This is a genomic window from Spirosoma soli, assembly GCF_042684525.1.
GTDB classification, from domain to species: domain Bacteria; phylum Bacteroidota; class Bacteroidia; order Cytophagales; family Spirosomataceae; genus Spirosoma; species Spirosoma soli.
The window spans coordinates 152,145-175,949 of the sequence record NZ_JBHULN010000010.1; the positions used below are offsets into that span (position 1 = coordinate 152,145).

22 protein-coding genes are annotated in these 23,805 nt (G+C 47.2%); 8 read left to right on the forward strand and 14 right to left on the reverse strand.

Annotation, left to right across the window (positions count from 1 at the left end; all coding sequences use genetic code 11):
* Positions 1-66: 66 nt before the first annotated feature.
* The 3 genes from ACFSUS_RS17240 to ACFSUS_RS17250 all read right to left on the reverse strand — a co-directional run bounded on the left by ACFSUS_RS17240 (position 67) and on the right by ACFSUS_RS17250 (position 3,371).
* Positions 67-2,157, reverse strand: a complete 2,091-nt coding sequence (locus ACFSUS_RS17240) for a DUF7657 domain-containing protein (protein ID WP_381524711.1) — start codon at positions 2,155-2,157, stop codon at positions 67-69.
* Positions 2,158-2,242: 85 nt separating this feature from the next.
* Complete coding sequence (locus ACFSUS_RS17245) at positions 2,243-2,644, reverse strand: DUF2304 domain-containing protein (protein WP_381524713.1); 402 nt, start codon at positions 2,642-2,644, stop codon at positions 2,243-2,245.
* A 4-nt stretch (positions 2,645-2,648) separates the two neighbouring features.
* Positions 2,649-3,371, reverse strand: a complete 723-nt coding sequence (locus ACFSUS_RS17250) for a glycosyltransferase family 2 protein (protein WP_381524714.1) — start codon at positions 3,369-3,371, stop codon at positions 2,649-2,651.
* Between the two features lie 132 nt (positions 3,372-3,503).
* Here ACFSUS_RS17250 and ACFSUS_RS17255 point away from each other — a divergent pair, with 132 nt between their 5' ends.
* The 4 genes from ACFSUS_RS17255 (at position 3,504) to ACFSUS_RS17270 (ending at position 10,848) form a co-directional block, all read left to right on the forward strand.
* On the forward strand, positions 3,504-4,529 hold the full coding sequence (locus ACFSUS_RS17255) for a lysylphosphatidylglycerol synthase transmembrane domain-containing protein (protein ID WP_381524716.1): 1,026 nt from the start codon (positions 3,504-3,506) through the stop codon (positions 4,527-4,529).
* Positions 4,530-4,650: 121 nt separating this feature from the next.
* Entirely contained in the window at positions 4,651-6,228 is a 1,578-nt protein-coding gene (locus ACFSUS_RS17260; RefSeq protein WP_381524719.1) for a M28 family peptidase, read from the forward strand.
* A 195-nt stretch (positions 6,229-6,423) separates the two neighbouring features.
* Positions 6,424-7,383, forward strand: coding sequence for a UTP--glucose-1-phosphate uridylyltransferase (locus ACFSUS_RS17265; RefSeq protein ID WP_381524721.1), 960 nt, complete (start codon positions 6,424-6,426; stop codon positions 7,381-7,383).
* A gap of 99 nt (positions 7,384-7,482) precedes the next feature.
* Positions 7,483-10,848 carry a UTP--glucose-1-phosphate uridylyltransferase gene (locus ACFSUS_RS17270; RefSeq protein WP_381524724.1) on the forward strand — a complete coding sequence of 1,122 codons (3,366 nt, stop codon included), beginning with the start codon at positions 7,483-7,485 and terminating at the stop codon, positions 10,846-10,848.
* 81 nt (positions 10,849-10,929) lie between these two features.
* On the opposite strand, the gene ACFSUS_RS17275 is transcribed toward ACFSUS_RS17270, so the two are convergent.
* Complete coding sequence (locus ACFSUS_RS17275) at positions 10,930-12,549, reverse strand: amidohydrolase family protein (protein ID WP_381524726.1); 1,620 nt, start codon at positions 12,547-12,549, stop codon at positions 10,930-10,932.
* Positions 12,550-12,719: 170 nt separating this feature from the next.
* Here ACFSUS_RS17275 and ACFSUS_RS17280 point away from each other — a divergent pair, with 170 nt between their 5' ends.
* Both ACFSUS_RS17280 and ACFSUS_RS17285 read left to right on the forward strand, forming a co-directional pair.
* Positions 12,720-13,670, forward strand: coding sequence for a hypothetical protein (locus tag ACFSUS_RS17280; protein ID WP_381524728.1), 951 nt, complete (start codon positions 12,720-12,722; stop codon positions 13,668-13,670).
* A 56-nt stretch (positions 13,671-13,726) separates the two neighbouring features.
* Entirely contained in the window at positions 13,727-14,524 is a 798-nt protein-coding gene (locus tag ACFSUS_RS17285; RefSeq protein ID WP_381524730.1) for a hypothetical protein, read from the forward strand.
* 17 nt (positions 14,525-14,541) lie between these two features.
* On the opposite strand, the gene ACFSUS_RS17290 is transcribed toward ACFSUS_RS17285, so the two are convergent.
* The 10 genes from ACFSUS_RS17290 to ACFSUS_RS17335 form a co-directional block, all read right to left on the reverse strand.
* Positions 14,542-15,036 (reverse strand): hypothetical protein, encoded by a 495-nt coding sequence (locus tag ACFSUS_RS17290; RefSeq protein ID WP_381524732.1) that lies wholly within the window; start codon positions 15,034-15,036, stop codon positions 14,542-14,544.
* Positions 15,033-15,233: a hypothetical protein gene (locus ACFSUS_RS17295; protein WP_381524734.1), complete on the reverse strand. Its 201-nt coding sequence runs from the start codon at positions 15,231-15,233 to the stop codon at positions 15,033-15,035. Before ACFSUS_RS17295 ends, ACFSUS_RS17290 begins: the two co-directional genes overlap by 4 nt.
* Before the next feature lie 30 nt (positions 15,234-15,263).
* Positions 15,264-16,166, reverse strand: coding sequence for a class I SAM-dependent methyltransferase (locus ACFSUS_RS17300; protein WP_381524735.1), 903 nt, complete (start codon positions 16,164-16,166; stop codon positions 15,264-15,266).
* 35 nt (positions 16,167-16,201) lie between these two features.
* Complete coding sequence (locus ACFSUS_RS17305; RefSeq protein ID WP_381524738.1) at positions 16,202-17,347, reverse strand: fatty acid desaturase family protein; 1,146 nt, start codon at positions 17,345-17,347, stop codon at positions 16,202-16,204.
* Positions 17,348-17,374: 27 nt separating this feature from the next.
* The gene (locus ACFSUS_RS17310; protein WP_381524742.1) at positions 17,375-17,707 is read right to left on the reverse strand and encodes a winged helix-turn-helix transcriptional regulator; all 333 of its coding nucleotides are present in this window, start codon (positions 17,705-17,707) and stop codon (positions 17,375-17,377) included.
* A 238-nt stretch (positions 17,708-17,945) separates the two neighbouring features.
* Positions 17,946-18,821: a metallophosphoesterase family protein gene (locus ACFSUS_RS17315; RefSeq protein WP_381524744.1), complete on the reverse strand. Its 876-nt coding sequence runs from the start codon at positions 18,819-18,821 to the stop codon at positions 17,946-17,948.
* Between the two features lie 101 nt (positions 18,822-18,922).
* Positions 18,923-19,570: a hypothetical protein gene (locus tag ACFSUS_RS17320; RefSeq protein ID WP_381524747.1), complete on the reverse strand. Its 648-nt coding sequence runs from the start codon at positions 19,568-19,570 to the stop codon at positions 18,923-18,925.
* Positions 19,571-19,574: 4 nt separating this feature from the next.
* Positions 19,575-20,840 (reverse strand): glycerophosphodiester phosphodiesterase, encoded by a 1,266-nt coding sequence (locus tag ACFSUS_RS17325; RefSeq protein WP_381524749.1) that lies wholly within the window; start codon positions 20,838-20,840, stop codon positions 19,575-19,577.
* On the reverse strand, positions 20,837-21,577 hold the full coding sequence (locus ACFSUS_RS17330) for a hypothetical protein (protein WP_381524751.1): 741 nt from the start codon (positions 21,575-21,577) through the stop codon (positions 20,837-20,839). The genes ACFSUS_RS17325 and ACFSUS_RS17330 overlap by 4 nt, the downstream gene beginning before the upstream one ends.
* A 155-nt stretch (positions 21,578-21,732) precedes the next feature.
* Positions 21,733-22,050, reverse strand: coding sequence for a hypothetical protein (locus tag ACFSUS_RS17335; RefSeq protein ID WP_381524754.1), 318 nt, complete (start codon positions 22,048-22,050; stop codon positions 21,733-21,735).
* 619 nt (positions 22,051-22,669) lie between these two features.
* Here ACFSUS_RS17335 and ACFSUS_RS17340 point away from each other — a divergent pair.
* Together ACFSUS_RS17340 and ACFSUS_RS17345 are read left to right on the forward strand one after the other, a co-directional pair.
* Positions 22,670-23,245 (forward strand): Crp/Fnr family transcriptional regulator, encoded by a 576-nt coding sequence (locus tag ACFSUS_RS17340; RefSeq protein ID WP_381524756.1) that lies wholly within the window; start codon positions 22,670-22,672, stop codon positions 23,243-23,245.
* Between the two features lie 66 nt (positions 23,246-23,311).
* Positions 23,312-23,800: a carboxymuconolactone decarboxylase family protein gene (locus ACFSUS_RS17345; RefSeq protein ID WP_381524758.1), complete on the forward strand. Its 489-nt coding sequence runs from the start codon at positions 23,312-23,314 to the stop codon at positions 23,798-23,800.
* The last annotated feature ends 5 nt before the right edge of the window (positions 23,801-23,805 follow it).

The window sequence follows — 23,805 nt, forward strand, 5'->3', positions numbered from 1 at the left end:
AAACACCTCATAGCTTTATGTAGTGTAGCATATCTATTGATGCCATTGATCAAGATGAAGAAACAATCATTCATTAACCCGATAAATCTCAAGGCTACCTAATGTTCGCACTTGACGAAGGCAACGAGTCTCGACCGCTTGAGGGTGTCGATCAAATATAAAGTATTTGACATTGAGCTTCTTCAACTTAGGTGAACATGGGTCTACACCCACAGTATAAGCATCCTCGAAGTTATTTTGTATGAATACCGAGTCCTTACCATCAATGAACGAGTTATAAACCGTATGAGCGTACCTGTTGTAAGCAGAATCTCGTTTTGCCGTAGGATCAAGTACGCGCATAGTTTTAAAATCTGGTTGGTTTTTAACTCCACTTAACTGATTAACTCCTGTTGCGGTCACAAGATAGGTGATGTATTGACTCCCCATCACGACCCAGCGAGCTTTAGGGTCCTGTAAGTGTAGCTCCCGAACAGTCTTGTATAACGCATTATCGGTAATTGGAGACAATCCGACTGCTATAGGATTCGCCTTTAATCCTGGTAGCAAAAAAAATAGGACACCAATACAGAAAACAAGATTCCTATATTGAATCTGAACAAAGGGTAATAATAGTATAGCTAAAGCGATGAAGAGTAAAGTAGGAAGAAATATTTGATGTACTTTAAAAAATCCATTTGAGTCATCCAAGTTTACTACAGCTGCATAAACCATAAAAGCGATTACGGCCACAATACTTAACGCTGTAACAAGTCCACTAACTTTAACAGACCGTCTCTTTAAGTAATCTACATAAAGAACGGTTAAAAATACGTTTCCAACACCGAATGGAATCTGCGTACGACGTGTTGGACTAACGTTCAATAAGGAAATCTTAGCTAGCCAATCAGGAAAGCCAATCTGAATCCAAGCCAATAACACAAGCACAAATATGGAAATACTGACTAATAATGGATCAATCTTTTTTGTATAAACAAAAATTAGCAACAGTGATGGAATTATTATGGGAGCGAATGTAATGAAGTGAGAAAGCTCGCAGATATTTAGCCACTCTTTAGGAAAGCTTGTGTTACTTACTAACCAGCTATAGTATTCAGAAAACCAGTTGGCAATGAATCCTGTACCTCCAACCTCACTACGCTTTCCAGGATAAACCGTGCTGGACATTGCGTCGATGGTTGATTTAGCATCTGAGTAGTATAAGTATAATATAGTACCTAACACTCCAAAGGCGATAGCAAAGGTAGCCGCCTTCATCCAAATCTTGTCAAACAGCCATTCTTTGTGAAATTCTCTGGCCAAGAAGCCAATTAATAAAGCAATTAATAAATACCCTAACGGAACTTGATAAGGAGGATATAAAGCTAATGCAAAACTAACCATCGACCAGACAAATAGAGGCCCGGCAATTAATAGAGTACGTAAGCTGCGAGCATAAAATATATAAATTGATGCGATCAGTAGTATTACCCCTGGAAATAGCGTCGGTAATAAATAATAAGACCACCAGGCGATACCAGGGGAGAAAACTAGCCAAACAGCTCCGAAAACCGATAACCAAAAGTTGTTTTGAGTAAGTAACAGAAATAACAGTGTAAGAGCTACTACGGAGCCAATCACCTTAAACTGCCACCACCAAGCGAAGCCCATTTCTAAACTTAATAGAAAGAACCCCCAATAGTCAGGTCGAAATACGCTTATGAAGTGGTGTACTGGGAGATAACCAACAAGGGCAGGTTTTTGCCCACCTATTGCCGGGTTCTCCAACGGAAAATCGTTATAGTACTGTGATAGAATGGCTGGAGTAGAGACTGCCCATTCATCCATCCGTATTGATTTAGGCGTTCCTGCTATGATACCACGCCGAGCATCTGAACCATCTGGAATTACTGTGTTCCACATGGCAACAGAGGAATAATTAATTTTCAGTACCGTCAGTATCACAAATAAGCCTATACAAATACCAACAAACCACTTTACCCGTCTATCAAAGCGAATCAACTCAAAGCCTCGTTCGCTTTCTGCAACAACCGTAGCAGGCGGAGAACTGGTTTTAGATACGGGTATCTTACTGGTGGCAGAAGGTCGGGGTTGTGCTGCAGCCACTTGGGCAGGAGCCGATTGGTTAACAACTCCAGCTTTTTTCTTTTTAGACATGGGAAGGGTAATAGTTGTAAAAGAACGAGAATCGTGGAGAGACAGTAAATAATTTTCCCTAACGTGTTGCTATGATGCGCTACTGCTAAGAAGTCAGATGTTCAGGATTCGGGCTCATTATGTATTCCTTCTTTTGATTTGCTTCGTCTAGCTCTTTTTTCAGAAACGCCACCTCATGAGTTAAATCTTTGATAGACTTTTGCATCTTAGAAACAACGACCGAGAGGTGAACTAGAAAGCTGATAACAGCAAAAAGACCTACCAAAAAAATAAGGGAGGGAGGATAATATACACCAAGTAGTAGCGATATCTCGGTTAAACCGTTTCGCCATACCGAAAAGACAATTAGGACAGTAGTACAGGCAATCCACACAAAAGAATACTCTTCCCGTAATCGCCCTTTAACAATAAGCCGGGCAATGAACGCCATGAAAATTAATGCCCCGACCAGGCTCAAGAGCTGAATAGTTATTGGCAAGGATTCCATAGTGTCATTGTTTATTCAGGCGGATATAGACAAATAACGTACCCATGGTTACTTTAAACATGTAGTACAAAGACCGGATAAACGTAATAGATGAAGTTCCTCCTTGCCGCTCACGCATGACTACTGGCACCTCCAGAATTCGTAGCTTATTAAGTCCGAATTGAACAATAGCTTCTGGCTCAGGGTACTCATCAGGATAGTATTGATTAACGATTGCAATGGTTTTATGATTAAAAGCACGAAAGCCAGATGTACTATCATGTATAGTTTTGCCAATAAGTAATTGGTTTAACCAACGAAAGTACTTAATGCCAATGCGTCGACTAAATGAAGATTGAAACCCCATTCGCTCCAAAAAGCGTGAACCAATCACAACATCCGCCTGACCTTCGGCAATTGGGTGTATGACTTTGGGCAACTCAACAGCGGGATGCTGCCCATCACCATCCATTTGCACAGCTATATCGTACTTTTTCCGAAATGCGTAGCGATACCCAGCTTGCATGGCACCACCAATTCCCAGATTAACTGGCAAATCCAAATAAGAACAGTTTAACCTTTTAATGACCGACAGCGTACCATCGGTGGAACAGTCATTTACAATCAACACATCGAGATTTAGACCGTATTGACCACGTACACGATGGATGTCCGAGACCACGCCCGCAATGGCTTCTTCTTCATTGAAGCAAGGCACAACGACTAATATACTCGGAGCAGCGTTCATACATTAAGTAACAAAGCAACCAGTGCTGAATCTTAGTTATCAAATTTAAGGCTACGGCAACTTTGCTCCAAATTCTATACCATAATCTCTCGTCTGCTTTATTTATCTTGCATCAATTTGGTTTCTTGACTTATGAAGCGACTTTTAAGACGCGTTCTTCCTGTTGGACTGGCAGTAGCTCTTCTGTTATACGCGTTAAAGGATACGTCGATTAATGATGTTGGGAAACAGTTTCGTCAGGCTAATTACCTATGGCTGTTTGTTGTCGGTTGCATCATAGGTCTGTATTACATAGCTCGGGCAGCACGCTGGCAGCTAACCCTACAAGCGCTTCATTATCAGCCTTCACTCTTTCGTACGACTATTGCCCTATTAGCCGGGTCAATGGCGAGTATGATTGTGCCGGGAGCCGGTGAACTGACTCGATGCGGCACCTTGCAACGTACAGACAGCATTCCCTTGTCCAAAAGCCTCGGCTCCGTTGTTGCAGAACGAGTCATTGATCTGCTGATGTTAGGCGTGCTGGTCGCTCTAACCTTCCTGCTCGAATTCAAGCGCGTTGGCCAATACATTGCGAGCCTTCTTAAGCCCCTGGCAAGCCGAATCGCACCTAATGGTAATGGCCTTTTTCTTTTAGCATGCGCCCTGTTAATAATCGGTGGAGCTATAGGTCTTCTGTACTGGTTGTTAAGACAAGAAGCCTTCCGCCAACACCGGTGGATTGTGAGAGCTACAACTGTTGGACGTAACATCGGCGAGGGGTTTCTCAGCATCCGCCAGCTTAAACGCCCTGTATTGTTTGTCGCTTTAACGTTGGGAAGTTATCTTTTATCGTTTCTGACTACCTACATTTTGTTTTTTGCATCGTCTCAAACCGTATCGCTTCCACCGACTGCTGCTTTAACTATCTTAACCGTTAGCTCACTGGGAGGATTGGCTGTACCTACACAGGGAGGCTTAGGAACCTATCATTTTTTGGTAAGTCGGGTACTTATGCTCTACGGCATGAATGAGGTTGAAGGCGTAGTAATTGCTACATTTTTACATGCCGTTCAAACCGGTTTTGCCTTGTTATTGAGTAGCCTCAGTTTCATTACGGTTCCTTTGCTTGTTGCAGCCAGAAAGAAACGAGATAAAGTACCCACTTTATCGCCCTAATCCAATACGGCATTTCACGAAATAATACGTCTTTATCGTTATTGTATAGGCACGATCTTATCTTTAAGCCAACGTACAAGTTTATTGAAAACGCATAGTAAATACCCAACAAACAAACTGAATGAGAGTATCAAAAATAATCAGCCTGGCCAGCCTGATTAGCCTACCACTCCTGAGCCACGCGCAACAGAAGTTTGCCGAAACAATTACAGCCGCCGACCTCGAAAAACACCTCCGCATTTTAGCCGCTGACGATATGCAGGGCCGCGAGACCGGTACGCCTGGTCAGCGTAAAGCGGCTGAATACATTGTTAGTCAATTCGCAGCTAATGGTTTAAAGCCCATTGTCAAAACCGCTGATGGTAAAACCAGTTTTCAACAGCCATTTACGCTCTATAAAAAAACTTGGGGTGAGTTTTATGTTAGCGCCGGCGGTAAACGCTTTACGTACCTCAAAGATTTTATTACCAACGGACTGCTAAGTGTTCCAACAGAAACCGCTTACGAAACCGTTTTTGTGGGTTATGGCATCGGTGATACTAGCTACGATGATTACGCCAATGTTGACGTGAAAGGTAAAGCAGTTGTTATGCTGGAAGGCGAACCGAAAGCCATCAGCAGCTCGGGCGGATCGTCGAAGTGGAGCGGCCCTAATGGCTGGCGGGCGAAATCATTGCTAGCCAAAGAAAAAGGAGCGGCTCAGGTCTTCATTATCTCGGCGGAATCTGCCGACGCGTTTCGGCAGCTGCTGACCGAACGGGGAGCGTTGCAGACCCGGTTCAACCGGCTTGGCTTGAAGCCAGGAGCAGAGAACATCGGTTCAGTAGGCGTCTTCATGATTTCATCTGAAACGGGGGCCACGTTGCTGAACACAACCGCTGACAAGATCAAGCAAATCGCAAGTCAACTGGCAGAAGCCCCCAAACCTGCGTCGTCTACTCTGTCGGGTAAGGTAAGCGTGAAAGCCGAGCGCATCGACGAAAAAACCGAGTCCTCTAACGTATTAGGCTTTATTGAAGGTACCGACAAAAAAGACGAGGTGATGATTATCTCGGCCCACTACGACCACATTGGCGTTAGCCCCGATGGTCAGATCAACAACGGCGCCAACGACGATGGATCGGGAACAGTATCTGTACTGGAGATTGCTCAGGCGTTTGCCCGAGCTAAGGCGGCCGGTCAGGGACCACGCCGGTCAATTTTGTTTCTGACCGTAACCGGCGAAGAGAAAGGCTTGTTAGGTTCTGAATATTATGCTGACATTGATCCTGTGCTTCCGCTCGCCAATACGGTTTGTGACTTAAACGTTGACATGGTTGGCCGGGTCGATGATTTGCATCAGGGCAAGTCAGATAATTACATCTATGTGATTGGCTCGGACAAGCTTTCGTCAGAATTGCATAAAATCAGCGAAGATGCCAACCAGAAGTATATTAAGATGGATCTGGATTATAAGTACAATGATCCGCAGGACCCGCAAAAGATTTATTACCGCTCTGACCACTACAACTTCGCTAAGCACAAAATTCCCATTGTGTTCTATTTCAACGGCCTCCATGCCGACTACCATAAGCCGACTGATGACGTTGAGAAGATAGATTTCAAACTAGCCGAACGTAGCGCCCGACTGGTATTTTACACTGCCTGGGAGGTTGCAAACCGCGATCAGCGACTAATAGTCGACAGTAATAAACAGTAATCATTAGAAAGTCCGGCCCCTTACTTAGGCCGGACTTTTTATATGGATAGATTAACTGCACTCATCCAGAATAGACTAGTAAAAGATAAAGAGTAGATCATCAACGTAACGCTGTAATCTGGCCGCATACGATTCAACGGTTTGGTTAAACCAATTATGCTCCGTTATCTTCGGCAATTGAATCTCCCTGAAAAAATGAAAATAAGAAAAGCAGTAATTACCGCAGCCGCACGCGGAGAACGATTATACCCGGTAGCTGACACGATCCAGAAAGCTATGCTTCCGGTTATTGACATCGATGGCTTGCACAAACCCGTCATTCAGGCCATCGCCGAAGAGGCTTTTCTGAGTGGCATTGAGGAAATCTGCGTTGTTTGTGCGCCCGGCGACGGTGAACGGTACATTAATGCGTTTACGTCTTTACGCGATAACCTGATTAAATCTTACAAAAGCGTTGACTGGGCCCGAGAGGAAGCCGAAAAAATTGACCACCTCATTAGTCGGGTACAGTTTACCGAACAAAAAGAGCCACTAGGCTACGGCCACGCCGTTTACTGCGCCAAAGACTTTGTAAACAATGAGCCTTTCTTGCTGCTGTTAGGTGATTACCTGTACGTATCGAACCTCACCAGCAAACGGTGTGCTTCTCAATTAATCGAGCTAGCTACGCAGGAGAACTGTTCAGTATCGGCCGTTAACCCCACCATCGAGCATCAGATCGGTCGATATGGTACCCTGACCGGCAAACACGTACCCAATATGGCTGGGGTGTATCAAATCGAGAAGCTGATTGAAAAGCCATCGTTAAGCGTCGCCGAGCTTGAGCTACAAACACCTGGTCTGCGGGTCGGCTACTACCTGTGCTTTTTCGGTATGCACGTATTAACGCCTACTGTGTTTGAAATCCTTCAGAAACACCTGGCTCAGGGAAGCAACAACACGCCACTGACGCCTACGTTACAGGGGTTGGCCAACACTGAAAAATACCTCGCGCTGGAAGTAAAAGGAAACCGCTATGACTTAAGCGGCCGGCATGGTCTCTTACGGGCGCAAATGGCTCTGGGTCTGGCCGGTGTAGCACACGACGAAACGTTGACATCAATGGTTGAACTCCTGGCCGAAGCGAATACGCGGCAATCTCAGCTGGTTCAGTAAATGTCTGAGCCAAGCCGCTACGGCGGACCGTTCCAGCTTGGCCGTTAACCGAATATAGGCGGACCGAGCTTCAGCTTAGTCCAGACAGCCCCGAACACTATGAACGTATTTATAGAAACCATCACTTCTGCTGATCCCGCTGCGCGTAACCGATCCTTTTTTGAGCTGAGCCGAAATCTCTCAACCCACAATCTTTTAAAGTCACTGCGTGAACTAGATGAGTTTAGAAAGTCCACGCCGAATTTATACGATAAAGTTAGGGCAATTCTGTTCTTATACGCTGGGTTCCGCTTTTTCCTGATGGAGGCCAAGGATATACCAGCCATTGGTAAAATTCCTTACGCGGGTTTTGAGGATTTACTGGCCAGACGGTTTGAGCAAGCTATTGCCACGTTCTTACACGATCTGGACAAACACGGGCCTAACGCTACTTTGTTCAGCGCTTTAGCCGATAGTTATCACCATTTATCCTTCCAGATTCTGGCCGATCAGGTTCGCAAGAGTGTTCGTTCCAGCAAAGGCAATCAGTGGATGTTCCGCGTTGGGCATCAGTCTGAACACCCTATTCGCATTCATCCTAAGTTGTTGCAACGGTCAGACAACTCGCTTTTTTACCCCATTCTGCACGAGCAAACGTCGGTGCGAATGGACTTGACCCACAGTGGTTGGTCGGACATCTTTTTCCTGGGGATGGATTATCCAGAAGGAGCACGGGTCATTAACATCTCTATTGACCTCGGCGTTTTCGGTCGCGACAAAGATATTCGGCCGCCTTTGCAGGCTTACGTACGGGTTATTTCGGAACCGGTGTTACGATTGACCAGTGTTGACCTCAACACCACCAAAGACGTTCATGACCTGGCCGACCTGTTTAACTTTGGTAATGATTACCTGAGTCTGGTTAAGGCTGGGGTCATTGCTTCTGGCCTGATTCCTCCCTCGTTTGAAGGCACAAATCAATCTTTAGCCGAGATTCTAGCCCGTATTGTGGCTCCCGGCATGGGGATTGAGTTGGTCACCAAAGTAAACGACATTCCCAAAGGCTCCCGGTTTGCGGTTTCCACCAACCTGCTAGGCTCCATCATCAGTTTGCTCATGCGGGCGACCGGCCAAACCAAGAATTTAGAAGGTGGCCTGAACGAAAGCGAACGGCGACTAGTGGCCTCGCGGGCCATCTTGGGCGAGTGGATCGGCGGTTCGGGCGGTGGCTGGCAGGACTCGGGTGGCGTCTGGCCAGGTATTAAAGCGATTCAGGGTACGTTTGCTCAGGAAGGCGATCCCGAATCCGGCATCAGCCGGGGTACCCTCTTACCCCGGCATCGGGTTTTGCAGGGAGAGGAGGTTCACCCCAATATTCAGGAGAAAATCATGAACTCGCTGGTGCTTATGCACGGCGGTATGGCCTCCAACGTGGGTCCGATTCTGGAAATGGTTACGGAGAAGTACCTGCTCCGGGGCGAAAAGGAATGGGCCGCCCGCCAGCAAACGAATCAGATCTTCGACAATATCCTGGGCGCGATTAAAGAAGGCGATATCAAACAACTGGGTGCCAATACGGCCCGGAACTGGGAAGGACCAATCAAAACGATCATTCCCTGGGCCTCTACATATTTCACTGAACAAATCATTGCCAAAGCCAAAAAGCAGTTCGGCGACGACTACTACGGTTTCCTGATGCTTGGCGGTATGTCAGGCGGGGGTATGGGTATGTTTGTGAATCCAGCGCATTACGAAGATTATAAAATGCAGGTGCTGGATATCCTTGGCAAAACCAAAAAGGAGCTATCCGACTCGTTACCATTTGCTATGGAGCCGGTCGTGTACAACTGGAGCATTAACCCCAGAGGCACCTGGGCAACTCTGCACGAAGGCAACCAAGCACTGATGCCAGAGCAGTATTACGGCATCCACGTTTCGGAGCTGGTACGAAAAGACCCTAACTCGATTCCGTATGTGCGTCGGGCTGAAATTGACTACTTCACTACGTATTGTGAGCAGAACAACCTGGCCTACCCGCTGCTGCGAACCATAGTCAGTAATCTGTTCAAGGTATCGGACCCAACCTCACAAGGCAACCGAAGCGCCGAAAACGAAAAGGCCGACCGAATCAAAAAAGAAAACGGGTTCGACTACATCCAGCACGAAGAGATTCGCGAGGAGATCCAGAAAGGGCGCATCGGATTGTCGCGGAATCGACTGCCAGCCGAAACAACCATCGAAGACGTTCAGCCAAACGAGATTACTCAACTCGAAACGTTAACTGCTTCGGCGGAGATTGGAGAGGAAGCGATTCGGACGGGCAAAGTTGCTGTGATGAGTCTGGCTGCGGGCGTAGGGAGCCGTTGGACTAAAGGGGCCGGTGTCATTAAAGCTATTAATCCATTTGTGGAAATAGAAGGTGTACACCGGAGTTTCCTCGAAATTCATCTGGCCAAAACCCGGAAAGTAGCCGAGACCTATGGCACTGCCATTCCGCACTTGGTTGCAACTAGTTACCTAACCCACGAGCCTATCCGAAAAAAGCTGGCGCAGACAAACAATTTTGGCTATCAAGGACCAGCCCTTCTGTCACCGGGCCGCTCTATTGGACAGCGGTTTGTTCCCATGGAACGAGATTTACGGTTCATGTGGGAAGAAATGCCGCAGGAAACGCTCGACGAAAACAAACAAAAAGTTCGGGATGCGGTCCGTCAGTCGATGATTGCCTGGGCTAAGTCAAAAGGTGAAGGCACTGACTACGTCGACAACATTGCCGCCCAACGGTTTTCGCCCCTGGGTCACTGGTACGAAGTATCTAACCTATTACGTAATGGCACGTTGGCTCAACTACTGGCTGAGTACCCGCAGATAGAAACGATCATGCTCCACAACATCGACACGCTCGGTGCCGATGTCGATCCGGTTGCCCTGGGTCATCATCTTGAATCGGGAAACGTGCTCACGTTTGAAGTCGTGGCCCGTCGCATCGAAGATAGAGGGGGTGGATTGGCCCGGGTAAATGGTACGATTCGTTTACTGGAAGGATTGGCGCAACCCCGCGAAGAAGACGAGCTAAATCTGAGTTACTACAACTCAAACACAACCTGGATTCAGATTGACCCATTACTCCAACTGTTCGGACTAACTCGCGCCGATTTACAAACCGGCGATGAGGCCCAACTGGCGAAAGCAGTACGTAGCGTTGCGCATAGAATTCCGACCTACGTGACCATCAAAGATGTAAAATACCGCTGGGGTCACGGCCAGGAAGATATTTATCCGGTTGCCCAAATTGAGAAGCTGTGGAGCGACATGTCGGCGCTATCTGATGTTAAGTGCGGCTATATAGAGGTGCCTCGATTCAGAGGGCAGCAGCTGAAAGACCCGGCTCAGCTGGACTCGTGGGTTACCGACGGTAGCAAAGAGTACGTAGCTTCTTTATGCACATTTACTGCTGTTAGCCCTGATCCGGTAATAGCGATATAGAAATACAGATTTGTATTTACGTTTTTTACCCCCAATCTCCTCCAGTTAAAGAGAGGAGTTGGGGGTAAATCGTATAAAAAATTATTGCTTTCCTCCTGACACCTTACCTGTCTTTGGGGCAACGCCGGGTTGAGTAATCTCGTAATTTTCTTTCTGCTTAGCATCAGCAACCATCTTCCGGACGTCGGCGAGTAGCTTTTTAGCGTCGTAAACAACACCGTCTTTCACCGTATAAGTAACACCCCCAACACGCTCTACCTCGTTCTTATCATTTAGATGGATAGCTCCGGTGCCATACAGCACCTTTAAGTTGGCCAGCGGGTTTTGATCTATAATGACAAAGTCGGCTAGTTTACCCACCTCAACCGAGCCAATCTGGTCGGCCATTCCGAGGGCCTCGGCTCCTTTCAGCGTAGCAGCACGAATGACTTCGAGCGGGTGGAAACCGGCCTCGCGCAGAAGCTCCAATTCACGGATGTAAGCGAACCCGTACAGCTGATAGATAAACCCCGAATCAGAGCCAGTCGTGACGCGCCCACCCCGGTTTTTATACTCATTAACGAAAGCCATCCAAAGCTGATAGTTTTTCTTCCAGGCGACCTCCTGCTCGGTTCCCCACGAATGCCAGTACGAGCCGTGCGAAATGCGGCTCGGGCCATAAAAACGCCATAGACTAGGCATAGTATAATCATCATGCCATTCGGCCCGGCGGGCAAGCATCAACTCGCGGTTAGCCTCGTAAATATTAAAGGTTGGGTCAAGAGTGAAATCGAGTGCGATGAGTTCGTCGATGACTTTATTCCAGCGGTCTGTCCCTGGCTTTGCGGCCTGCTGCCAGAGGTTCCCCGCTTCCTCAAAGCGGTTCTGCTCGTTGTTGTAATTGTAATCAGCGGGATAGTTCTGTATTGTTTTATCCTCAAACAAGCTCTCGGGTAAACCATACCAATGCTCCATGCTCGTTAGTCCGGCTTTAGCAGTAGCCAGTGCATTCATCCTTGCCACCTCCAACTGGGCATGGTGGCAGGCTGAGCGCAATCCTAGCTTTTTATTCTCATCCAAAGCCGCCCGAAAAACGGCCGGCTCAGCTCCGAAAAATTTAATACCGTCGGCACCACGCTTGGCATTTTGCTGCACCCAAACACGGGCCTGTTCGGGCGTATTGATTGGCTCTTTGGCTCCCTGCCCAAACACGGTATACGCTTTGATACGCGGAGCCGTAATCTCGTTCCGATCGCTTTTCGCCCGATGTTCGAGCACCCAATCCAAACCATTACTACACGATGGGTCGCGGATGGTTGTTATACCATGGCCTAACCAAAGCTTAAAAACGTATTCAGCATTAGCGCCCTGGGCTTTCCCGCCAATGTGCCCGTGCATATCTACAAACCCAGGCATCAGGTACATGCCTTCACAATTCAGTTCTTTATCGCCAGGTCTTGCCTGCGGTCGGCTTTTCGGGTCAACAGGAACACCTGGATAGCCCACTTGCTTAATTTGAGCAATTCGGTTTCTCTCAACTACAATGTCAACAGGGCCGACCGGCGGTGCCCCCGTGCTATTCACGAGTGTAACCCCTCGAATGATCAGCCGCCCAAACGGTCCATCTCCTTCGTGGCGAGCGGGCGCCTTTTCGACCTGAGCCGCTGTGAATTGACAATACGCTGTGAATAATAAACAAAGGTAAAGTAATCGTACAGGCATGAGTAGGAACATCGGTTTGGTAAATAGTTGTAAGATAAGGGAAACTAGCAGACTTTTGCATCGTTAGACCAGACAACTACACGTCCGTCAAGCCGCTTAGCAAGCCTCACAGCTCACCCAACGTAACAGCTGATACACCAACAGTGCGCTAACTCGGCCAACTTACTGACATGAAACAGACGATCACTAAAAACTTTTTGCTTATTGTCTTAGCGCTCGCCGTTGTGTTTGCCTTTGCCATGAAAGCAACCGTCTTTCAGAATCCTACGGCTACCCCTGTGCCATCCGCCACGACTCCACCTGAGTTTGCCAGCTACTGGTTCAGTGGTAAAGCAGAATTAAATAGTTACCGACTCGAACAGGCTCAATACGGCGCGCTTAACCCCGGCGAGGCTGTGTTGGTTTTCGTCACCGAAGATTTTCGGACCGATAAACAGGTAAAGTCGGAAACACCCGCCAGCCGCGACAAGTCGATACCAATCTTGAAAACAAATATCTCGAAGAAATTCGTGACAGGGGTTTACGACTACTCGCTATTTACGTCGGTGTTCACACCCATCAACAATATGGTGTTTCCGAACACCCTGAAGGTTAGTACGTCGGGGCAAGAATGGTGCGGGCATAGCTATCTGCAATTGAACTACCGCAATAATGGCTACCAGATTGATGGCAAGTCTTACTTTGAAAACGAAGCGGAGGAAGAATATACGGTTGGAAAAGCCATGCTGGAAGATGAGCTTTGGAACCGAATTCGGCTTAATCCAGCTCAACTACCCGTTGGCGATGTCCAAATGATTCCGGGTACAATGGCGGCTCGGCTACGACATAAGCGCCTGGAACCGCTCCTGGCTAAGACAAAATTAGACGACTACGAAGGTGTTCTCTATCCCGGTAAATTCCTCAAGTCGTACACGGTTCAATACCCTACCGATGACCGGACCTTAATTATCGTCTTTGAGGGTCAATTTCCTCACAAAATTGTTGGTTGGGAAGAAACCTATAACAGTAACGATAACCTTCTGACCTCGCGTGCCGTTTTAAAGAAAACCATTCAATCTGATTACTGGAACCATAACGCTCCCGCCGACAGTACGTTACGGACAGAGCTGATGAAGCAATGATAAAGTATATTATACCACAGAGATACAAGGAGATAAACAAAGATACACGGAGAAACATGCAGGAGCGAAGTCGACGAGCCAGGGCTCCCTTTATCCTTGTTCTCCTCTGCGCATGTTTATGTTATAATCTGTTTTCCTGCTCCTCGGAAAAAGAGAAGCCTGCGCAAACTGACGAGCCAACTTACACGCTCATCTTTATCGACAAAACCCGCAGTGTTAATGTAAACAAAGCCTTCGTCGGCCAAAAATACCAGCAGGCTATAGCGGACATCGTTGATCAGAACATTCGTCAGAAAGGCGATAGGCTGGACGTTTATTTCATTCATGAGAACACGTCAAAAGCTCGCGCCTTAAACGTTACGGCTCGTACAGAGATGGAAGACGTCAGTGCAGCCAGCCCTACCGACCGCGAAGCCGCCGAAACCGAGTTTAGCCTGGCACTCGGTCGCGAGAAAGCCCAAATACGGCAACGCGTATTGCAACAGTTGGTTGCTCAAAATTCCGGAGCATCGAACCAAGAAACAGACATCTGGGCCAGCTTACCCGTTATTGCCAAAGCCAACGAGTCGGGGGCAACGGTGAAAGTTTATTACCTGAGCGACATGATCGAAAGCGTAAAAGGCGCCGGTCGCCGGGACTTCCAGGTGAAACCGCCTAAAGATAACGCTCAAGCTGAAGAATGGGCAAAAACTGATGCCGAACCGCTTAAACGTTATACGCTGGGAAGCCCGGAGATTACGTTGATTTTACCTTTTGAGCCCAACGCGTCGGTTAAAGAGAATAATCCAGCTGTTACCCAATACTGGCAAACCTTGTTTTCAGAATTAGGAGTAGGAACGGTAGAAGAACAGTAGGCGGTGGTGCTTACTACTTATAGGTTAGTAGAAGGGGCCGAACTTTTTACTATGGCCAGCTCGGCTTCCTGCAGGGCTCGTTTGATGTGACGATTTAGATAAATACGCTCGTCGTTTACAAAAAACGTAACTTCATCGTCGTGGTCGGCGTCAAAGAAGGAACCATTGGCGAAGTAGCCAGTTCCAGCATTGAAGTAGCAATTGAACTGATTAGCTTCAAAAGAAGCAACAGCGCCCGTTTGCAACCGAATCGCCCGGCGCATACTGCCTACCAGCGAGGTAACATCCATAATTTTACCGCGTACACCCACTTCGTTGATAAAATCAATACGATGGCCCGACTCGTCTGACTGCCGAAGTACGTCATCGAGTAGTTGTATCACTTCCGCAAAAGCCTGCTCGTAACTAGGCGTGGCGTGGCTGGAACGGTTGGGACTAAATACGTCCGACTCGAGTATTTGGTGTAAGCGGTTTAGCCGGGGTTGGCGTTGTGTATCCAGGGGCATACTCATAAGCTTGTAGGCCCTTTATATGACGAACGGCTGATCACTATTTGCCGCTTGTCGGCCTCACTAACATCGGGTCTAACACGGATAGGCCGTAGCCGACTATCCTCCGTTACCATGGGGCGAAACAGCGGAGCAAAATAGGCGCCAATGTTCGTCGCCCGAAATACAAGCGAACTGATTAACTCTCTGATTGTCTTCATTGGCGTAAGATAGTCAATTAATTATGTAGTCTACTGTTTTTCAAAAACTAGCCGATAATGATCCATTAATTCCCGTTGAAAACAGACCCGGTTTGGGCTCTTGCGAAACGTAGCAATCAAGCCTCTAAACGACGGATTGGTGAGTAGTTTGGGTAACAGCGATGCGTAAGTGGCATATTTCTCCAGATTGAAAGCCCGGAATCGCTTGCGCCATTGACCAATCGTTTCAATATAATCAAGTCGTCCGCTACTTTTTGATACGAGCTTAAAATGTGGTTCAGCATTCCGAATCACCTGCTCTGCACCATAGGGTAACCAGGAGCCCGGAAACTGGGCAATCATCAGGGCCATGAAATACGCATCCGACCTGGGATCGGCGTCCAGCCGAATTGCCTCGAACGGCGGCATGTTTTTACTGAACACCATCGTCTGCATATAAAACCGACCGCCTGTTGGCAACAGATCGGACAAGGTCTTAAAGAAGTTGGCATAAACAGCATCTTGCTGACCCGCCTGCCATTGCTCAATTGAACAGAAATGTTCAAGTCCACCGATGCAACTGATGGCATCGAACATGCCATAGTCTGCTGGTACAACAGTGCGGCAATCCTTTACATCTACGACTAATCCGTTTTTCCGGCAGGCAACAGCTTGTCCTTGCGACAACGTAACGCCCCGCCCTTCGGCTCCCCGGCTTTTTACATAGGTCAGAAAAGGTCCCCAGCCGCAACCCATATCAAGTACCTTTGATCCAGGACCAATAAACAGACTATCGGCGATGAATTTGTGTTTTTGCCGCTGCGCTTCTTCCAGGGTCATCGAAAAATCCCCATTATACATCGCCCCACTATAATCTCCGGTCTCGCCCATGCTTAACCGAAAAATTTTATCGATAGTCGAATACGTGAAATCAAGATCTTTCTGGGAGGCCATAGGAGAGGAAGGTTTAAGGATAATGAGTAAACATATTAGTTAAGGGTAGGCTCCTCGACAACTGGGTGATGGACAAGATTTTTTAATAGCGAAGAAGCCACAGGTGCTGTTCCCAGTTGTTTCAGGATTCGGTAATGTGACTGAAGCGCAGAGAAAAAAGTAGCGTTTTCAAGATACGGCAAGCCATGTTCCTCAGCCGTGCGTTTTACGATAGACGTAATAGCTGGGTAGTGAATATGACAAACCTTGGGGAACAGATGGTGCTCAATCTGCCGATTTAGTCCTCCACAAAAGAAAGCAGCAATGGCACTGCGTGGTGCAAAATTGGCCGTCGTCCGCATCTGGTGAATGGCCCAGGCTTCTTCAATAGTCCCGTTGTCACCCGGCACCGGAAACGACGTCCCTTCTACCACGTGGGCTAACTGAAAAACCAACCCCAATATCAGTCCTTCTATAAGATGCATCGCTACAAATCCCACCAGAACCTGCCACCAGGCCAGATCAAGCACCAGCATAGGCACTACCAGAAACAAGACATAATACGCCAGTTTCGTGGCAAAAAGGGTAATGTATTCGCGCTTTGCATGGGTAGAATTGTCATGCTGGCCAATCTTTTCCTTAAAAATCTTTACGTAATCCTTTCGCAACACCCACGACAGCGACGCCAGGCCATAAAGCGGAAACGCATAGAACTGCTGATACCGCTGCCAGGGATGACTTTCTTCGGCTGGGTCCAGGCGAATTAGTCCAGGGGCAACGTCAATATCTTCGTCGTGGCCCGGAATATTTGTGTACGTATGGTGAACGACGTTATGTGTTATTTTCCACACATAAGGACTGGCTCCCAGCAGATAAAAACTATTACCAAGCCACCGGTTTACCCAACTCTGGCTGGAAAATGCACCATGCATAGCATCATGTGATACGTTAAAGCCAATAAAAGCGGCAAATGACCCAAGCAGCAACGCCATACCCAGCATGGTCCATACTCCGAACTGATTCGATATGATTAAGCCGTATAGCAGGCTATAACCCAGAAGAAAGAAGATGGCTTTTCGCCACATAGCTCCATTGGCATTGGCCGAAATGTTATTATCTACGAAGTAGGCATCAACCCGCTTTCGGACAGTCGAAAAAAACTGTGAGCGGTCTTTATTTGTGAATTTTACGGTTGAATTCATAAGCTGGTTATCAATGCCGGCGGATGGTTAAAGAAATATCCTTCCGACCTCTTTTAGTTGGATTAACGCTGGTAAGGCCAGCAGTCCTCGTTCGCTCAGAGTGTACTCAACTCGGGGCGGTACTTCTGCGTAAACCTTTCGATTCAGCACGCCCAGTAGTAACAGGGCTTTAAGCTCGCTTGACAATACTTTTTCGCTGACGGTGGGAAGTTTAGCTCTAAGCTCGCCGTAACGTAGCGTATTACGATCGAGCAACAAAATGATGGATAAGCGCCATTTGCCTTTTACTATTTCCAGAGCTTTATCAATAGATGGCTGCTCCGGATTAATGACGATAGCTTCTGGTTTGTTTGTTGCCACAATAAATGTTGGTGAAACAAACCGAAGCAGTAGCGCTCGAATCGGTCGGCGGTGAGTGTAAAATAGGCGGGGGCCCGAAGGCTAGTGTAGACTCAATACTTACTGCAGCGTAAGATACTTACTATAGTAGAACGTAGCAAAATGAATAATGTTTTATATAATCAGATATTATTGAACCCACCTATGTCCATGCATTTTTAATTATGATAGGTATGGATAAGCTTTGCCTGTGGCTATATCATGCATTCGTTTCTACAGCCGCAATCTCATAGGCGTACCCTACATCAAATCCTGAAAAGTCTTTCTTCAGGCAGTAAGAAGTTAACTGCAAACCGTTGCCCTCTCGCCGAACAGCCAGATAATGAAACAGCGGTTTATAGCTAGTTGCCAAATCAGGCAATCGGCTTGGGGACGTATTCAACGGTTGGCGTAATCCCCCACCTCCTCCAATAACCAAAAACTCTTTACCCTCAAATTGGTACCGCTCAAACGCGTGCGAATGTCCCGTAATGAACAGCCGGGCTTTTTGAGACTTCACATAGGGTGGTACAAACCGTTGCTGCACCAGTTTCGACGAGCCAACCAGTTTACTGTTCGAATAAGGCGCATGGTGGCAGGTAACAATCACAACTTCTACCGCAGGGTCAGCGTCTAGCTCCTGCAGGGTTTGTTCATACCAGATTTGCTGTTTCACCAAATCGGCAGCCGAGAGTGTACTGAAATTAGAATTCAGCATAACCACGGCGGTTGCATTGGTCGTTTTCACGTAGCCTGTATGGCTATGTTCTGGAAAGCGCTGCTGAAAATTTCTGGCTCCTTTGCGAGGACGGCCCATCACATCGTGGTTGCCCATGATGGCGTACACAGCCGTACCGCTTTGTCGACAAGCATCCAGAAATTTATCGATAATAGGCCACTTGTTATTCCGGAACCCCAACGATACGATATCGCCTAACCAGTAGAGCACGGGCGGCTTCAACCGCAGGATTTCGGCAAAAATAGTGGTGGTTGCTTTAGTGTTTTGATGGGTACGTAACACGAGCCGCTCGACCCACATCGGCGCTTGCGTATCACTCAAAAACAGAATATCAGATTGGTTATCCACTTGACTCATTAGACTATGACTAATCATTAGGGTTCACTAACCGGAGCCTACTACAATACGTATCAACTATATAACAACGAATGAACACTCAATGGCAGTCATTTATCTGTTTACCACGAAAAAGCCCGCCACACAAGCTGGAGCTGGGCAATGAAAACAGCGTCGCCGGAAGCTACAGCATCGAACCACTTTACTTCACCGGCTATCCTGAAACGGCGACCAACAGGGTAGGTGTATGTTCCGGCGGCCATCCAACCTGTGCTCGCCGTACCATCGTCAACCCGGCCCGCAAAGTTCAACCGGGAATTGATTAAGTAAACACCCGCTCCGGCCGTTAGCGATAAGCGCCTGGCTAAACTGCGCTCAGTGCCACTCACCCAGGCTAATGGCATCGAAAATTCCAGCAGTATCGGCACCGCCGATACATACACCTGTGCTCGTTCGCCAGCCACTCGGCCCCGATAACTATACAAGGTTGTCCAGCCGGTTTCTAGCCCAACGCGTAGCCGATGGTCAGGATGCCACATAACGCGCAACGACCCTGGCAGGCCGAACCGGATTGCCCTTGCCTGTTCCAATGAAGCCGGTACGCCCAGCTGAGTTGCGTAATACGATAGCCCGCCCCCAGTGGTTATTACTAAGGTATATGGGTCTCGTTTACGAACAGCTGCTGAATCAGCTTGTAGCTGTGCTTTAGCCAAAAAGCTCACTCCTAGAAAAACGCCCATCCAACCTACACTACGTATAAAAGTTCTCATCGGATTACTGTTTAACGTAGTGATAGTAAGCAACAACAGGCGAGTAATTGGATAGTATGCCGTCGAACTCAGTCTGGTTTATGAACTCTTCAATGAACTTGGGCTCATCGAGCGTCCAGACGAACACCGCGCGGCCTTCAGCTTGCATCGTCTTGACTTCGTCCGTTTGGGGGCCAAGGGTCCAGCGTGGTGCCCAGATGCGTGCATCCAGACTGCGCGTAATGGCCGTATCAAGCTCACAAAGAATGGGCGTGTTGGCCTTATCGGCTAAGGCCCGGTAAGCGTCGACGGCTTCCGTCGTGGGTAAGCCGATCACGATCCGCACATTCCGTCCAGCTGCAATGGCTTTTTGCCGGTACTTTTGCTGAAGCGCCTGTACTTTATCCATTGGGCCAATGTATTTAGTATCAAGCCAGACAAAGCTCAGGGATGTATTATTGACAACCGTTTCCAGCGCTTCTTCCAACGTCGGAATTTTTTCTCCATTTATCAGCCGAACGAACGCGTTCAACTGCTGGTACGTGTAATCTTCAACTGAACCCGTAAGGCCATTTTTCTGGATCAACCGCAGATTTAACGTATTGTCGTGATACAGGATAGGTATACCATCTTTGGTGTAACGAACATCGATTTCAATGCCGGTTGCGCCTAGGCGGGATGCCAGCTTAATAATCTCCACGGAGTTTTCGGAGGCAGGCAGTAAATCGGACGTCCGCCCGCCACTCCGGTGCGCCAGTATAGCGAATGGTCTCGGGTTGAGTGGCCGGAGATAAGTAAGCGTTAGTTTTCGAGAGGGCGTGTTGGCATTCTCACCATAGAACCCATCTAAAACAAGCGTATCGTTATCCGCTAATCTACCGTCAAAGCGTTGAAGTAGCCCCTGCCGTTTCACCCGAACAGCCAGCTCAGTGAGACCTGTCTGTGTATTTACTAGTTTTCGCCAGAACCCGGTCACGACTAAGCTATCTACCTGCAATTTTCCTTCAAGGTTAAAAAAGCCAGCATCTACACCTGTAAAGATTGATAGATAATGAGTGGTATCAGCCCCGCTGAGTATATAAGTCCATTTCAGAGCTACCTGCGAGCCGAAACGATCAGCCCCATCCGAGACTGAATACACCCCTTCCATGGTTTGCCGAACAGATGTTATAAATCGACCAGCACCAGGCGTGTTCATAAATTTATAAGGCACTGGCGCTTCGTAATCTTTCCGACAACCGAAAAAAAGTAAACTCAGCAGACCAGCTAGTATGTAGTACCTCGTTTTCACCAGATAAATCCGAATAATAGTTGTGGATAAAGCAGGTTCCGATCAAACGTATCGTAAAGCGACCAAAATTGCCAGTTGAAGTTAGAATAAGCAGCCCGGAAGCCGATCAATACATGCTGTTGCTTAAAGAAGGGTTGCTCTAATATAAATGAAATGGCGTAGCCATTCAGCGCCAACTGCTTATCGTCAATAGCCAGGCTACCCACATTGGAGTGGTAGTATGAATCGAGAATAGTCTCGAACCGTGTCGTTAGCTGGAGGTCTTTAGTTAGCCGGTAACCCGCTGATACGTTTGGGAAATGTTGAATTCCATAGGCCTGGCTATTGAAGACATCTTTAATCTGCAAAGCTCCCAGCCACCCGCTCACATCGTAGCCCGCCGATACAAACAGTCGTTCTGTTAAGGGCGTTGCCCAGCGAAATCCTAACGAGAGATTATTCTGTACAAACTGCGACTGAACCCGCGCGTTTAAAAACAGGTGCTTCGACAAGCCCCGTTGTAAGTCGAAATCAATGGCCGGTACGCTAATTCTAACTTCCTCTGTCAGTTCGGGGGGGGTTGAGGTAAAGACCACTCCCAGCGATCGGCGCCATTCTCCCGGCCGAGGAGCCTGCGGAAAATAGATGCCTGGCTGCTCAGCTATGTCTTTCGTTTGGGCAACAGCAACTGACCTTGCTGCTGGGAGCAAGACACCGAGTAGGACTAGCCTAAACGCATTAATAATAGATGTATTCACCTAACCTGAATGATGGAGTTAGATGAAGTAACTGTAGTGTGATGATTTATGTTGTAAGCTGTAAGTAGGCAGCTCCATTTAGTAGGATGAGTAAACGTTGTTACCCGTATTTTTCACACATGTTATCCAGACAATATAACGCGTCGGCAGAATGCTTACCCATTTGAGACCGTAGCCGAATCCGAAACTACCGACTCTATCTTAACAACGGACACAATCAGGGTAGCCAATGCTTCTTTAGAAACGTCATCGATCATCACAACCCAATCGGTTGACAAGATTCGGTGTGTTTTGTGTCCAATCGGGTTTTGAACAACGGCATTGCTATCCTTTCGCCTGGATAGTGTAATATTGATAGCGTCGCCTTCTTTAAACGTTGGCGCAAAGCTGAAATAGCTATCGGCAACAACTACACTCTTTTTGCCTTCGGTGGCGGGTTCATAAAAGATAACTTTCAGTTTTTCGCGGCTCATGCTACTACATTTACGGCTGCACTCACAACCAATGACTTTATAGGACAAAGGTTAGTAAATAACCCGGAATTTATTTCTCTAGAAAGAAAAAGCACGACAGGTTACTCTCTGCCGTGCCTTGATAGCTAAATCTAAATGGTGAAACCTGCTCATACAGGCAGGCAGATACCTCATTGATACTAATTTACCAGACTACTAAACAAAACATACGAATACAGTCTATCTCGCTACATACCATGCTTACATGAGAATTTTCAGCGCGGCTCAACGAAGCTTGTTTATCTGCTAACTCGAAGGAGTTTCCCAGGAACTTTTAACCCAATAGGCAAAGCATTAATAGGTTATAGATGGTTTTATGAAGCAAACACTCATTGATCATTTCCTGAAAGAGATTTGCTGTTGTCTCAACATTGTTCCTTTTGAACCTGTCGATTCCTACACTAAAACAGAGTGGCCTTACCTTTCCGAAAGGTAGAAAAATGCACTATTTTTTCGATAGAAACATAAAGTCGCTGAAAACGCCAATTCGTCCTTAGCACAGTGCCTGCGCTCAATAGCACTGTTTGCCAGGAAATGCAATCCGTTAACAGCATTTTTTGAACCGATACTGACAACATTCATGACTGAACTATTCAAGAACCATATCGAAAGATTCACCCCCATCACCGAGGAAGAGTTTTCCGATGTTGCCGCTTTCTTTCAGCGACAAGCCGTGCCTAAGAAAGCCAACTTACTCAACGAAGGGGAGGTATGTAAATACCATTATTTTGTGTTAAGTGGTTGTTTGAGAAAATATTTCGTTACCGAAAAAGGGATGGAGCAAACTACGGATTTTGCCATTGAAAATTGGTGGATGACCGATCTTATGGCTTACGAACGTCGACTACCCACCGAGTTTTACATTCAAGCGGTGGAACCGTCCGACGTTTTACGGATCGACCAGGCTTCACAGGAAAAATTGCTGCTTGCCTTCCCGAAAATGGAACGCTATTTCCGGTTCGTGTATCAGCGGGCGTATGCCGCTTCTCAGATGCGGATAAAATATTTGTATGACTTTTCCAAAGAAGAGATCTATCAGCATCTCACTTCCCATTTCCCGGAATTTGTCCAGCGGGTTCCACAACAGTTAATCGCTTCTTTTTTAGGCTTCACTCCAGAGTACCTGAGTGAAATCAGAAAAAAAAGGCGTTCTTAAACTGGTTTAAGTTTTACTCCTTTTTCCTGGTTGACCTTTGTACCATCACAAAACAACGTAGTCAACATGGAAACCAGAGTAAACATTCAGCAGACAGAACCGCAAGCCTATAAAGCGATGTATGCGCTGGAAGGGTATTTAGCCGCCACCCAGTTGAGTAAAACACACAAAGATTTGGTAAAAATCCGAGCGTCTCAACTCAATCGATGCGCCTTTTGTATTGATCTGCATACCAAAGATGCCCTTAAGAATGGGGAAACCACGCAACGTATTTTTTTACTGGATGCCTGGCGAGAAACAGACTTGTTTACCGACGACGAAAAGGTGGTTTTGGCCATAACCGAAGAAGTCACTTTTATCCATTATCAGGGGTTGTCGGAAGAAACCTACCAGAAGGCAGAACAAGCGTTTGATCAAAACTATATCGCCCAACTAATCATGGCCGTCGCCACGATTAATGCCTGGAATCGAATAGCGATCAGTACTACTATGGGATTTAGCATACAACGCGCGCCCTCACCAGCAACGCCCAACGGCCGGGTTGAATTAGGCTAGTTAGG

Excerpts from the sequence above, each read along its gene's own strand:
- ACFSUS_RS17240 (WP_381524711.1), bottom strand. The coding sequence starts at position 2,157 with ATGTCTAAAAAGAAAAAAGCTGGAGTTGTTAACCAATCGGCTCCTGCC.
- ACFSUS_RS17245 (WP_381524713.1), bottom strand. The coding sequence starts at position 2,644 with ATGGAATCCTTGCCAATAACTATTCAGCTCTTGAGCCTGGTCGGGGCA.
- ACFSUS_RS17250 (WP_381524714.1), bottom strand. The coding sequence starts at position 3,371 with ATGAACGCTGCTCCGAGTATATTAGTCGTTGTGCCTTGCTTCAATGAA.
- ACFSUS_RS17255 (WP_381524716.1), top strand. The coding sequence starts at position 3,504 with ATGAAGCGACTTTTAAGACGCGTTCTTCCTGTTGGACTGGCAGTAGCT.
- ACFSUS_RS17260 (WP_381524719.1), top strand. The coding sequence starts at position 4,651 with ATGAGAGTATCAAAAATAATCAGCCTGGCCAGCCTGATTAGCCTACCA.
- ACFSUS_RS17265 (WP_381524721.1), top strand. The coding sequence starts at position 6,424 with ATGAAAATAAGAAAAGCAGTAATTACCGCAGCCGCACGCGGAGAACGA.
- ACFSUS_RS17270 (WP_381524724.1), top strand. The coding sequence starts at position 7,483 with ATGAACGTATTTATAGAAACCATCACTTCTGCTGATCCCGCTGCGCGT.
- ACFSUS_RS17275 (WP_381524726.1), bottom strand. The coding sequence starts at position 12,549 with ATGCCTGTACGATTACTTTACCTTTGTTTATTATTCACAGCGTATTGT.
- ACFSUS_RS17280 (WP_381524728.1), top strand. The coding sequence starts at position 12,720 with ATGAAACAGACGATCACTAAAAACTTTTTGCTTATTGTCTTAGCGCTC.
- ACFSUS_RS17285 (WP_381524730.1), top strand. The coding sequence starts at position 13,727 with ATGCAGGAGCGAAGTCGACGAGCCAGGGCTCCCTTTATCCTTGTTCTC.
- ACFSUS_RS17290 (WP_381524732.1), bottom strand. The coding sequence starts at position 15,036 with ATGAGTATGCCCCTGGATACACAACGCCAACCCCGGCTAAACCGCTTA.
- ACFSUS_RS17295 (WP_381524734.1), bottom strand. The coding sequence starts at position 15,233 with ATGAAGACAATCAGAGAGTTAATCAGTTCGCTTGTATTTCGGGCGACG.
- ACFSUS_RS17300 (WP_381524735.1), bottom strand. The coding sequence starts at position 16,166 with ATGGCCTCCCAGAAAGATCTTGATTTCACGTATTCGACTATCGATAAA.
- ACFSUS_RS17305 (WP_381524738.1), bottom strand. The coding sequence starts at position 17,347 with ATGAATTCAACCGTAAAATTCACAAATAAAGACCGCTCACAGTTTTTT.
- ACFSUS_RS17315 (WP_381524744.1), bottom strand. The coding sequence starts at position 18,821 with ATGAGTCAAGTGGATAACCAATCTGATATTCTGTTTTTGAGTGATACG.
- ACFSUS_RS17320 (WP_381524747.1), bottom strand. The coding sequence starts at position 19,570 with ATGAGAACTTTTATACGTAGTGTAGGTTGGATGGGCGTTTTTCTAGGA.
- ACFSUS_RS17335 (WP_381524754.1), bottom strand. The coding sequence starts at position 22,050 with ATGAGCCGCGAAAAACTGAAAGTTATCTTTTATGAACCCGCCACCGAA.
- ACFSUS_RS17340 (WP_381524756.1), top strand. The coding sequence starts at position 22,670 with ATGACTGAACTATTCAAGAACCATATCGAAAGATTCACCCCCATCACC.
- ACFSUS_RS17345 (WP_381524758.1), top strand. The coding sequence starts at position 23,312 with ATGGAAACCAGAGTAAACATTCAGCAGACAGAACCGCAAGCCTATAAA.